Below are 11,805 nucleotides of genomic sequence, written 5' to 3' on the forward strand. Positions count from 1 at the left end.
TTGTGGTTGAGCATCCGGGCCTCTTCCTGGGCCAGGACGACAACCCGTCGCGCTCGGTCGGTGAACCGCTCGAACATAACTGCCACCCCTGGAGAGTGACGGCGTCCCGGGTGACAGGAGGCCACCCGGGACGACGTCTTTCGGGACTACCAACGGCGGTTGGTCGTCACGCGCTGACGTAGGCTTCCGAACCCACCAGCGCGTCACCCAGCTTCATCGACACGCCGGTCAGGCGCGCCCGGGACTCGCCGTCCTTCGTCCGCAGCGCGGCGTCGGCGTGGTCGGCGGTCAGCAGCGTGCCGGTCGGCTCCAGGTCCTTGAGCTGGCCGCTCAGGTGCACCGGGGCCGCCGCGTAGAGCGTGGCGGACGGGGTCACCAGCTCGAAGTGAGCGTCGAAGTGCAGCTCACCCGGGTAGCGCAGCCGGCTCAGGCTCTCCTCGTTGCCGTCGCCGAGCTGGCCGCCCGAGACGGTGAAGAAGCTGGCCCGCAGCATGACCTTGCCGCCCAGAGCCGGGCTGTTGCCCACCAGCGCCACGCGGGCGAGCTGGGCCAGCACCCCGGAGCCCTGGTCGTGCTTCTCCGGCCCGAAGAGGAGGATCTCGGCGCCCGCGGCGAGCGGGTAGTCGCCGGCGAGCTCGATCTCCTCGGTGCGGCCGTTGACCTCAACCTTGATCTTCGCCTCGGTCGAGGCCTGGATGATGATCGACGGGTCGACCAGCATCGAGACGCACGGGCCGATGCTCGACGCGAAGAAGGCGCTCGGCGTGTTGCCGACGGCCTCGTTGTCGTCGTTCGACGGGTACCACGCGGCCGGGAGGTTGGTGCCCCGGACCACGTTGTGCGCCGGCATGACCTCGCCCTGGTCGCCGTACGGGCGGCCGAGGAACGGCGAGGTGAGCGGGGTCTTGTACGGCGGAAGGCCGTCCACGATGCCCTTGACGTCGATGACACCCCGGTGGGCCAGCCGCATGGTGCTGGTCTCCAGGATGCCGAACCGCCGGATGTAGAACTCCGCGGGGAAGTTCTTGCCGGGCACGATCTGCTTGATGTGACCGGTGTTCGGCAGGTACGGGTTCGACAGGATCTGGATCCGGTCGTTTAGCGTGTAGCTGAACCCCTTGATGCCGACCTCGGGGGCGCTGATGAGCTCCAGGTTGAAGCTCGCCGTCCCGTCCTCGTCGACGGTGTGCTTGAACCCCGGCATCGGCCACTTGTTCATCTGCACGAAGCCCGACAGGTTGATCGTCTCCCGACGGCCACCGTAGTAGTCGTCGCCGAAGACGACCGTCGCCGCAGCCAGGATGTGCGGCCGCAGCGGCTTCGGCTCGATGTTGAGTGACTCGTAGGTCTCTCTCGCCGTGTCAGTCACGGCTCCACCTCCCTGTATTCCCCGGTTGCCTGGCGCCGTCTGTGACGCTTGCTCAACCCGGAGGACCACTGGGCCAAACGCTATTGTTTTCTAAAGTGGCTGTCAACGGGCTCACATTGATCATTCGCGAAATAATGTCCGGTTTCGCGTATGGCTACAGGGGATCATCCGGGACCGGGGGCTGAATCCCACCCGCGCAGATCCCACGAAAGCTATTTGTTCCTATACCGGACCGAGCGGCGTGGACGGGATCCCGGCGGGCCGGGTGGGCTGCTCCTCGACGGGCCGGAGGGGTCGAGGCGCCCATCCGCCGGGCGCCGGCGCGGCGCCGGGGCGGGCGGTGGGTCAGACCGCGCGGGTGGCGGCGGTGAGCCGGAAGTCCTGGACGCGCAGCATCGGCATGGCCGTACGCGCCACGGCGTCACCCCAGTCCCGGGCGCGGGTCGGCACCGTGGCGCCCACCTCGGTCACGCGGGCGGCCATCGCCAGCGGGCTGTCGTTGAACCGGAAGTTGTTGACCGCGCCGACGACCTCGCCGTCCCGCACCAGGTAGACGCCGTCGCGGGTCAGCCCGGTGAGGGCCATGGTGGCGAGGTCCACCTCGCGGATGTACCAGAGGCTCGTCACCAGCAGGCCGTGCCGGGTGGCCGCGACCAGGTCGGCGACCGACGCGCCGCCCGGCCCCTCCAGGATGAGGTTGTCCACGGCGGGCGTGAGCGGCATGCCCAGCTCGTCGGCGCTGTCGCGGGTGTGCACCAGCGACCGCAGCCGGCCCTCGTCCCACCAGCGGGTCGGGCCCAGCGGGAGACCGTTGTCGAACACCGACCGCGTCGGCGTCGACGAGGGCGCCACCAGGAACGGGGCGCAGCGCAGCCCGTCGGCCGCCGGATCGCTGCGCAGCGTCAACGGCACGCCGGCGAGCTGCTCCCCGATCCGGGTGCGACCGCCCGTCCCGCTGTAGACCGTCCGGCCCTGCGCCGCCGCGCGGGCTCCCGCCGTGGTGTAGGCGTAGTTCATCAGGTCGGCGACGGCGGTCGGCGGCAGCAGGCACTCGTAGCGCCCGGGCGGCAGCTCGATCCGCCGCCGGCCCCAGCGCAGGCGCCGGTCCAGCTCGTCCTGCAGCGCGGCCACCGACACGTCGGTGAAGTCCGTCGTCACGGCGTTCGTCCAGACCGGGAGGCCGTCGCGGCCGCGCGCGGTCAGCTCCAGGTGCCCGGCCGGCTCGTCGTGCCGCAGCCGCACGCCCGCCGAGGTGCCGAGGAACGTGCTGCGCAGCCGGTGTTCGGCGTACCCGTGCAACACCCGGCCGTCGCGCCGCGCCCGGCCGAACCCCGCGGCGAGCTGGTCGACCAGACCGGCCAGCACCGCCGACGCCGCCGCCGGGACCGGCTCGTCCCAGTGCGGCGATCCGGCGGCGGGGGCGGGCAGGGGCCGCGCGTCCGGTGCCGGCGGCGCCTGCCGGGCGGCCTCCTCCGCCGCCCGGACGAGGGCGACGATCTCGGCCCGGTCGGCCGGTCCGCACAGCGACACCGCCCCCACCCGGCCGGCCGCGACGGCCACCACCGACACCCGGTGCTCGTCGCCGCTGCCGTTGCCGGTGAGCGCGTTGTCCGCCCAGCGCAGGTGCACGTCCGCGCCCTGCTCCACGATCACCACGCAGTCCTCGCCGCGCGCGGCGGCGAGGGCGATCTCGACCGTCTCCTGCGGGCTCGGGGTTCTCACGCGGGCGCCTCCGTCCGGGTGCTGGTCACGCGTACGCGTCGGAACAGCGCCGAGGGGCAGCCGTGCCCGGCGGCGGCGAGTTGCAGCGGCTGCGCCTTGCCGCACTGCCCCGCGCCCGACAGCAGCCAGGTCTGCGGGCCGCCCACCGCCTCCAGCGACCGCCAGAACTCCAGCGTCGTCCCGGTGTACGCGGCGTCGCGCACCTGGCCGGCCAGCCGGCCGTCCCGGATGCGGTAGAAGCGCTGCCCGGTGAACTGGAAGTTCACCCGCGCCATGTCGATGGAGAAGCTGTTGTCGCCCACCACGTACAGCCCGTCGCGGACCCGGCCGATCAGCTCGCGGGTGTCCGGCCCGCCCGGCGCCGGGCGGAGCGAGACGTTCGGCATCCGCTGCACGGGCAGGTGCCGGTACGACTCGGCGTACGCGCAGCCGGTGGAGCGGTCCAGGCCGGCGGCGCCGGCGGTCTGCCGGTCGTGTTGCGTACCGACCAGCACGCCGTCGCGGATCAGTGGCCACGAGCGGGCGGCCACGCCGTCGTCGTCGTAGCCGATCGTGGCGAGCGCGTGCGGGGTGGTGCGGTCGGCGTCCACGTTCATGGCGGGCGAGCCGTAGCGCAGCGACCCGATGTCGTCGGCGGCGACGAACGACGTGCCGGCGAAGGCCGCCTCCCGGCCGAGGATCCGGTCCAGCTCGGTGGCGTGCCCGACGGTCTCGTGGATCGTCAGCCAGAGGTTGGTCGGGTCGATGACCAGGTCGTACTCCCCCGGCTCGACGGACGGGGCGGCGAGCTTGGCGGCCAGCAGCCCGGGCAGCCGGGCGAGTTCCCCCGCCCAGTCCCAGCCGGCCCCGGTCAGGTACTCCCAGCCGCGCGCGGCCGGCGGCCCGAGGGTGCGCATGGTCTCGAAGGTGCCGCTGTCGGAGTCGACCCGGAACCCGATCACCATCGGGTGCAGCCACGTCCGGCGCTGCCGGATCCGCCGGCCCTCGCTGTCGTGGTACACGGTGGACTCGCGGAACACCTGCAGGTACGCCTCGGCGAGGTCGACGCCGCCGTCGCGCAGCACCGCGCACCAGCGGGCCAGCAGGGCGGTGCGCTCGGCGGCGGGCACCGCGAACGGGTCGACCTCGCACGGCGACTCCCAGACCGCCGGGCCGCCCACCGGCTCGGGCGCCAGCCGCGCCGGCGCGCCGCGCAGCGGGCGCAGCATCCGGGCCAGCTCGCAGGCCCGTGCGGCCAGGTCGGCGACCCCCGGCGGGGTGAGGTCGACGCCCGCGGCGAACCCCCAGGTGCCGTCGACGAGGACCCGCACGCCCACCCCGGTCTCGACGCTCTCCTGGGTGCCCTCGGGCTGCGCGTCGCGGACGCGCTCGCGCAGCGCCCGCACCCGCCGCAGCCGCACGTCGGCGTACGAGGCGCCGAGCCGGCGGGCCCGGTCCAGCGCGGCCGAGGCCAGTTCCCCGGCCGGCAGCGTGTCGAAGCCCGGTTCCCCGGTGGCGACCGGGCTCGGCCCGGCGGTCACCGGAACCGGGTGTCCGGGTACTGGGTGGTCCAATCCCCCGCCCGCACGGTGCGCAGCGCCTCGGCGACCCGGTCGACCTCGCCGCGGGTGCTGTAGACCGCGAAGGAGAGCCGCACCGTGCCGAGCAGCCCCAGGTCGTCGAGGAACGCGCTCGCGCAGTGCACGCCGGACCGCACGGCGATGCCGTGCCGGTCGAGGTGCCCGCCCACGTCGTACGGGTGCAGACCGTCCACGGCGATGGAGACGATGCCCGCCGGGTCCGCGGCCGGGTCGCCGACGACCCGGACCCGGTCCACGTCGCGCAGCACGTCGACGGCGTACCGGACCAGCTCCGCGTCGTGCGCCCGCACCGCGTCCCGGCCGAGACCGTCCAGCCAGGTCAACGCGGCGGCCAGCCCGACGGCGGCGCCGATGTCCGGGGTGCCGGCCTCCAGCCGCGCCGGGACGGGCACGTAGGACACCGGGACGTCGTGCGAGACGCCCTTCACCGTCCCACCGCCGACCTGGTACGGCGGCAGGTCGGCGAGCAGCTCGCGCCGGCCGTACAGCGCCCCGGAGCCCATCGGGGCGTACACCTTGTGCCCGGAGAAGCAGTAGAAGTCCGCGCCGATCTCCCGCACGTCGACCGGAAGGTGCGCGACCGCCTGCGCGCCGTCGACGATGACGGGCACGCCCCGCTCGTGCGCCACCGCGACGAGTTCCCGGACCGGATTGACGGTGCCGAGCACGTTGGAGACGTGGCTGACCGCGACGAGGCGGGTCCGGCGGCCGAGGACGGCGGCCAGGTCCTCGGGCCGGACCGGCCCGCCGGCGGGCGACGGCACGATCCGCAGCCCTGCGCCGCGCCGTTCGCAGAGCCGCCGCCACGGCAGCAGGTTGGAGTTGTGCTCCATGCCGGTGACCACGATGTCGTCGCCCGGGCCGACGATCCGCTCGGCGAAGGTGTCGGCCAGCAGGTTGACCGCGTCCGTCGTGCCCCGGGTGAACACGATCTCGTCGGCGTGGGCGGCGTTGACGAAGCGCCGGACGACCTCGCGGGCCTCCTCGTAGCGGCCGGTGGCCCGGCGGCTGAGCTCGTAGAAGCCGCGCCCGATGTTGCTGTTCGAGGTGGTGTAGAAGTCGACCACCGCGTCGAGGACCGACCGGGGCTTCTGCGTCGTCGCGGCGTTGTCGAGGTAGGCCAGCGGCGGGCCGTACCCGGACGGGTCGAGGAACGGGAACTCCGCCCGCACCGCGGACAGGGGATGGGCAGCCGTGTCGGTCATCCTGCTTCCTCCGTGAAGCTTGCGGTGAAGCGGTCGAGGAAACCCGGCGGGCAGGGGAAGAGCTTCTGCTCCGGGTAGGGCCGCTCGGACGGGGGGATCCACCCCGGCTCGCCGCGCCGGGGCCACCGCCCGGACCGGTCCGCCAGGTGCGGGCCGTGGAAGAACCAGCAGATCTGGCCGACCTGCTCGGTGAAGACGACGGGGTGCACCTCGGGCGAGTACATCGCCATGTGCCCGTACGCGGCCAGGAACTCGCCGGCCACCCCCATCGAGGCGCCGAGCATGACGTGGCCGAAGGCGTCGTGCACCGCCCGGAAGATGTCGTTGTGCAGCAGCGGGACGCCGCCGACCGTGACACCGGACGGGGCGCACAGCGGGTGGTCCGCGGCGGGCCCGTCCGGGCCGTGGCCGTCCCGGGTGAGGTAGACGTACAGCACGCCGGTGCGGTCGAGGCGGTCGATCAGGTCCGCCGCGCCCCGGTAGGGCTGCCCGGGGCCCCGCCACGGCTCGACGCGGATCCCCGCCCGCGCCAGCAGGGCGAAGTGGCGCAGGTTCTCCTCGGCGAACCGGCGGTAGCGGGCCGCCAGGTCGGGGCCGAGGTCCCGCCGGGGCGCCCGGTCGAAGTGCCGGGCCACCGTGCGACAGAACTCCGGGTCGACGTCGACCCGGGTGCCGGGCAGCCGCCGCAGGTCCCGGCGCGGCAGCTCGCCGCGGGCGGCGGCCTCGTCGACGTACGACTGGGCCAGCGCCAGCAGGGCGGGGTGGCCGGCCGGCGGGCGGAGCGGGCGTGCGCTCGGGCAGGCCGCGGTCATCCGGCCCTCCCCGGCCCGGCCGCCGGCGGCGGGCCGGACCCGGCGGCCTCGGGCCGGCCGGCGCCGGTCGGCGCTGCGGAGGCGTCGGCGGCGCGGCGCGCGCGCAGGCAGAGCGCCGAGCCGGGGAGGGTGACCACGCCGTCCGCGTCGGCGAAGGCGGCGGCGGCCTCGGCGAGCCGCTCCCAGCCCGCCCGCTCCGCGTCGGCGCCGAGCTGCCGCCGCACCGCCGCGAGCACCCCGGGGGGCGTCACGTCCCGGGTGTACCCGAGGTATTCGTCGACGGAGCCGAAGCGCATCGCGATCCCGACGGGCTCGGTGGCGACGTCCGTGAACCCCGCGGCGAGCAGCTCGGCGCGGGTGCGGGCGGCGTCGGACATGCTGAACGGGCCGGGCCGCCCCGGCGGGGGGTCCGGCAGGCCGGCGGCCAGCGTCCGGAAGCCCAGGGACGTCATCGGGTTGGCCTCCGGCGGGCCCCAGACCGCCGCGGCGAGCACGCCGCCGGGCGCCAGGAGGCGGTGCAGGTCCGCGAGGGTCCGCCGCCGGTCCACCGCGAACATCAGCCCCCACCGGCTGAGCACCGCGTCGAAGGAGTGCGCCGGCAGGTCGAGGGCCTCCACGTCGGACTCCGCGAACTCGATCGGGTGGCCGAGGCCGGCGGCGCAGTGCCGGGCCCGGTCGACCATCTCGGGTGCGAGGTCGATGCCGAGCACCCGGCCGCTCGGGGCGACCAGCCGGCCGGCGCTGACCGACGGCTCGCCGGTCCCGCAGCCGACGTCGAGCACGCGGTGCCCGGGCCGGAGCTCGGCGGCGCGCAGCAGCCAGTCGGTCACCGGCGCCGCCGCCCGCTCGTACCGGTCCTGCCAGAAGTCCCACCCGGCGCTGACCGCGTTCCAGGTGTCGCGTTGCTCGGCCTTGAAGGCCACGGAGTCGAACTGGACGGCGGTCATGTCGCTCTCCTCGCAGGCGGACTCGGCCTCAGATCACTATATGATTGACAAGTTTGTCGGGCAACGGCCTCGGCCGCCCGCCGCGCCCGGCGTCCCGCGACCTCACCGGACGGCGGCCGGCCGCGCGGGGCGCTCGCCGTCGAGCAGGCGCAGCAGGTAGTCGCCGTACCCGCTGGCGCGCAGCGGCACCGCGAGGCGGCGCATCGCCGCGTCGTCGAGCAGGCCGGCCCGCCAGGCCGCCTCCTCGACGCAGCCCACCTTGACGCCGTGCCGCTCCTCGATGACCCGGACGTACTCGGCGGCCTTCATCAGGTCGCCGAACCGGCCGGTGTCCAGCCACGCGGTCCGCCGCCCGAGCAGGCGCACCTGGAGCCGGCCCTGGCGTAGGTAGGCCCGGTTGACGTCGGTGATCTCCAGCTCGCCCCGGGGGCTGGGCGTCAGCTCGGCGGCGATGGAGACCACGTCCGAGCTGTACACGTAGAGGCCGGGCACGGCGTACCGGGACGGCGGGACCAGCGGCTTCTCCACGATGTCGCGCACCGCGCCGCACTCGTCGAAGTCGAGCACGCCGTAGGGCCTCGGGTCCGCCACCGGGAGCCCGAAGACCAGCCCCCCGTCCACGTCGGTCAGCTCGGCGAGCTGCCGGTCCAGCTCGGCGGAGTGGATGATGTTGTCGCCGAGGACGAGCACGGCCGGGCCGCCGGCGAGGAACTCCGCGGCCAGCAGGAGCGCGTGGGCGATGCCCTCCGGGCGCTCCTGCACGGCGTACCGCAGGTCGAGGCCCCACTGGTGGCCGTCGCCCAGCAGGCGCCGGAACTGCGACTGCTCGTCGGGACGCGTGATGATGAGGATCTCCCGCACGCCCGCCGCCACGAGGGTGCTCAGCGGATAGAAGATCATCGGCTTGTCGTAGACCGGCATCAGTTGCTTGGAGACCGCCCGGGTCACCGGCCACATTCGCGAGCCGGTGCCACCAGCGAGCAAAACACCACGCATTTTTAAAGCGTAACGCATGGGAGGTCCCCGTGGTGGAAACATCACGCCCGGTAGGGGACGGGGTAGCCTGCCGGGAGTGGCCCGACCGTCGCGCGGAGGAGAGCCGGATGACCGACGTGGACCAGGAAACCGAGCTGCCGAGCTGGCCCGTCGGCGCCGACGCCGCGTACGTGGCCGCCCGGCGCTCGCTCGCGTCGGCCGAACAGGATCTGCGGGACCGGCTCGAACGGGTCGCCGCGGCGCGGCGCCGGCTGCCGCCCGGCCCCCTGCTGCCCGACTACCGGCTCACCGAGGGGCCGGCCGACCTGGAACAGCCGGGACCGGCCCGGAGCGTCCGGCTGCGCGACCTGTTCGAGGAGCACGACACCCTCTTCGTCTACCACCTGATGTACGCCCCGGACGCCGCCGAGGCGTGTCCCATGTGCTCGCTGTGGGTGGACGGCTTCCACGGGGTGCTCCCGCACCTGCGCCGGCACACCGCCGTGGCGGTGGTGGCCAAGGCGCCGCTGCCCCGGCTGCGGTCCTGGGCCCGGCGCCGGGGCTGGACCGGCCTGCGGGTCCTGTCCAGCCACGGCACGTCGTTCAACGCTGACCTGCGCGCCGAGCACCCGGACGGCACGCAGCGACCGATGGCCAGCGTGCTGCGGGCCGAGGGCGACCGGGTGCGGCACTTCTACTCCGCCCCGGCGAGCTTCCCGGACGGCGGCGAACGCGGCATCGACCTGCTGAGCCCGGTCTGGAGCGTGCTCGACCTGCTGCCGCGGGGCCGCGGCGACTGGTACGCCGGCAACGACTACGTCCCCGACCGGGCCTGACGGCGTCCGCGGGCCGACCGGGCGGCGCGCTCAGCCGGGCTGCGCGCTCAGCCGGGCTGCGCGCCGGTGGCGAGCAGGTCGGGCAGCCGCACCGCCGCCAGCCGACGGCCGGCGAAGTCGGCGTACCAGAGCAGGGCGCCGTCCCAGGTCAGGCCGACCGGGCGGCCGGCCACGGGGGCCTCCCCGCGCAGCGTGCCGTGCCGGGCGTCGACCGCCCGCAGCATCGCGCCCTCGAAGTCGGCGTAGACCACGAGGTCACCGGCCACCGTCAGCCCGGACGGCACGCCGGGCACGGGGAACTCACGCTGGACGGTCATCGTGGCGACGTCACGGAGCTGGACGACCGACGGCCCCCGCAACCCCATCCACATCGCCACGCCCTTGGTCTCCACCCCGCAGAGCCGGCCGCTGGGCGGGGCCACCTCCTTCTCGCCGAGCATGTCGCCGGTGAGCGGGTCGATCAGCAGGATCCGCTTCGGGCGGCCACCCACCTGGCACAGCGCGCCGCCGCCCACGGTGAGGTCGGCCCGCACCCGGGGGCAGGACAGGGTCCGCACGACGGCCCCGTCGTGCCGGGCGAGGGCGTAGATCTCGCCGGCCTCCTGGTCGGAGTGCCAGAAGAACTCACCGTCGAAGGTGAGGCCGCACAGGTAGCGACCCGGCGCGGGCAGCGTCCGGACGACCGGCAGGGTGGTGTCGATCTCGCGGATGGCCATGGGTACGGCCCCTTTCGTGGCAGGCGGGTGGACGGCGGGACGCGGGCGGGCCGCCGGCTCAGGGCCCGCCCGCCAGCGCCCGGGACAGGTCCTCGGCGAGGTCGTGCGGGTCCTCGATGCCGACCGACAACCGGATCAGCGAGTCGCCGATGCCCCGACGCGACCGCGCCTCGGCCGACAGCGGACGGTGCGTCATCAGGGCCGGGCACTCCACGAGGGAGTGCACGCCACCGAGGCTGACCCCGCAGGTGAAGAGCGTGAACCGGTCCAGCAGCTCCGCGGCGGAGCCGCCGAGGTAGTCGAAGGAGACGATCGCGCCGGGAGCGCCCATCTGCGCCTTGACGACCGCGTGCTGCGGATGCTCCGGCAACCCCGGATAGTGGATGGCGCCCACCGCGGGACTCGCCCGCAGCCGCTCCACCAGGACACGCGCGGTGGCGACCTGCCGGTGCACCCGCAACGACAGGGTGTGCAGCCCACGGCGGACCAGGAAGCAGTCCAGCGCGCCCGGCACGTTCCCGGCCGTCGTCCGGTACGCCCGCACCGCCGCGTGCAGGTCCGCGTCCCGGTAGACGAGAGCGCCGCCCAGCACGTCCGCGTGACCGGCGATGGACTTGGTGGTGCTGTAGAGCGAGACGTCCGCGCCGAGCGCCAGCGGCTGCTGGAGCACCGGGCTGGCGAAGGTGTTGTCCACCACCACGCGGGCGCCCCGCCCGTGCGCCCGCCGGCTGACCTCGGCGACGTCCACCACGGTGAGCAGCGGGTTGGTCGGCGTCTCGATCCAGACCAGGGCGAGGTCCGGTTCCGCGAGGGCCGCCGCGATTCCCTCCGGGGTGGTCAGGTCGGCGTACCGCACCCGCACGCCCTGCCGCGCGGCCAGGTCGAACAGGCCGTCGGTGCCGGAGTACACGTCGTCGGTGCTCACCACGCACTGCCCGGGCCGCACCAGCGACAGCAGGGTCGCCGCGGCGGCCTGTCCGGAGGAGAAGACGGTCGCGAAGGGTGCCCGCTCCAGGCCGGCGAGGCACTCCTCCAGCTCCTCCCGGGTGGGGTTCTCGCCGCGCCCGTAGAAGTAGCGGGGCCCGTCCTGCACCCGGCGCTCGTAGGTGGTGGAGACGTGGATCGGGGGGACGACGTCCCCGGTGCCGGCCGCCGGCCGGCGGCCGCCGTGCACCAGCCTGGTGTCGAAGCGCATGCCGCTCACCCCTGTCCCGCCGTGGCCGACCGGAACGGGGCGAACGCCCGGACCAGGCCCGCCGGCACCCGGACCGGTTCGGTCCGCCCGTTCGGCCCCCGCATGCAGGCGATCCGCTGCCGTCCCCGGGCCACGAGCAGGTCGTCGCCGCCGAGCCGCAGGTAGTCGAAGCCCAGCTCCATCTGGGTCTGGGTGAGCTCGACCAGGCGCATCCGGACCGCGAGGCGGTCGAACGGCGCCAGCTCGGCGAAGAACTCGCACTCCGCCTTGAGCGTGAACAGCTTCAGGTCGGCGCGCAGCTCGTCGAGGATGTCCGGCGCGTGCTCGTGCAGGAACATCTCCCGGCACCGGCCCTGCCAGCGCAGGTAGTTGACGTAGTACACGTTGCCGACGAGGTTGGTCTCCTCGAAGCCGACGACGTGCCGGTACTCGTAGTAGCGCGGCATGC

Annotated in this window: 10 protein-coding genes and 1 pseudogene; 1 reads left to right on the forward strand and 10 read right to left on the reverse strand. The window is 74.4% G+C overall.

What is annotated here, in order from left to right; translation table 11 throughout:
• Window positions 1-166 precede the first annotated feature (166 nt).
• From ACSNOB_RS01935 to rfbA, 7 genes and pseudogenes are all read right to left on the reverse strand, one after another.
• A complete protein-coding gene (locus ACSNOB_RS01935) occupies window positions 167-1,369 on the reverse strand; it encodes a DUF6004 family protein (protein ID WP_393111116.1) in 1,203 nt (400 codons plus the stop codon).
• Between the two features lie 345 nt (window positions 1,370-1,714).
• On the reverse strand, window positions 1,715-3,091 hold the full coding sequence (locus tag ACSNOB_RS01940; RefSeq protein WP_436684813.1) for a metallopeptidase TldD-related protein: 1,377 nt from the start codon (window positions 3,089-3,091) through the stop codon (window positions 1,715-1,717).
• Window positions 3,088-4,644, reverse strand: coding sequence for a TldD/PmbA family protein (locus tag ACSNOB_RS01945; protein WP_436684815.1), 1,557 nt, complete (start codon window positions 4,642-4,644; stop codon window positions 3,088-3,090). The genes ACSNOB_RS01940 and ACSNOB_RS01945 overlap by 4 nt, the downstream gene beginning before the upstream one ends.
• The gene (locus ACSNOB_RS01950) at window positions 4,608-5,876 is read right to left on the reverse strand and encodes a cysteine desulfurase (protein ID WP_436684817.1); all 1,269 of its coding nucleotides are present in this window, start codon (window positions 5,874-5,876) and stop codon (window positions 4,608-4,610) included. The genes ACSNOB_RS01945 and ACSNOB_RS01950 overlap by 37 nt, the downstream gene beginning before the upstream one ends.
• Window positions 5,873-6,688, reverse strand: a complete 816-nt coding sequence (locus ACSNOB_RS01955) for a crotonobetainyl-CoA--carnitine CoA-transferase (RefSeq protein ID WP_436684819.1) — start codon at window positions 6,686-6,688, stop codon at window positions 5,873-5,875. Before ACSNOB_RS01955 ends, ACSNOB_RS01950 begins: the two co-directional genes overlap by 4 nt.
• Window positions 6,689-6,783: 95 nt before the next feature.
• Window positions 6,784-7,635 (reverse strand): annotated as a pseudogene (locus ACSNOB_RS01960) (class I SAM-dependent methyltransferase); the annotation flags it as partial.
• A gap of 102 nt (window positions 7,636-7,737) precedes the next feature.
• Window positions 7,738-8,631 carry a glucose-1-phosphate thymidylyltransferase RfbA gene (gene rfbA, locus ACSNOB_RS01965; RefSeq protein WP_436684820.1) on the reverse strand — a complete coding sequence of 298 codons (894 nt, stop codon included), beginning with the start codon at window positions 8,629-8,631 and terminating at the stop codon, window positions 7,738-7,740.
• 107 nt (window positions 8,632-8,738) lie between these two features.
• On the opposite strand from rfbA, the gene ACSNOB_RS01970 reads away from it, so the two are divergent.
• Window positions 8,739-9,446 carry a DUF899 family protein gene (locus ACSNOB_RS01970; RefSeq protein ID WP_436684821.1) on the forward strand — a complete coding sequence of 236 codons (708 nt, stop codon included), beginning with the start codon at window positions 8,739-8,741 and terminating at the stop codon, window positions 9,444-9,446.
• A 47-nt stretch (window positions 9,447-9,493) separates the two neighbouring features.
• Here ACSNOB_RS01970 and ACSNOB_RS01975 read toward each other — a convergent pair whose 3' ends face one another.
• The 3 genes from ACSNOB_RS01975 to ACSNOB_RS01985 are packed head-to-tail and all read right to left on the reverse strand — an operon-like array spanning window position 9,494 to window position 11,803.
• Window positions 9,494-10,162 (reverse strand): hypothetical protein, encoded by a 669-nt coding sequence (locus ACSNOB_RS01975; RefSeq protein WP_436684822.1) that lies wholly within the window; start codon window positions 10,160-10,162, stop codon window positions 9,494-9,496.
• Between the two features lie 58 nt (window positions 10,163-10,220).
• A complete protein-coding gene (locus ACSNOB_RS01980; RefSeq protein ID WP_436684824.1) occupies window positions 10,221-11,357 on the reverse strand; it encodes a trans-sulfuration enzyme family protein in 1,137 nt (378 codons plus the stop codon).
• Window positions 11,358-11,362: 5 nt separating this feature from the next.
• Window positions 11,363-11,803, reverse strand: a complete 441-nt coding sequence (locus ACSNOB_RS01985; RefSeq protein WP_393111340.1) for an acyl-CoA thioesterase — start codon at window positions 11,801-11,803, stop codon at window positions 11,363-11,365.
• Window positions 11,804-11,805 lie beyond the last annotated feature (2 nt).

The organism is Micromonospora sp. URMC 106 (assembly GCF_051386395.1).
Classification (GTDB): Bacteria; Actinomycetota; Actinomycetes; order Mycobacteriales; family Micromonosporaceae; genus Micromonospora.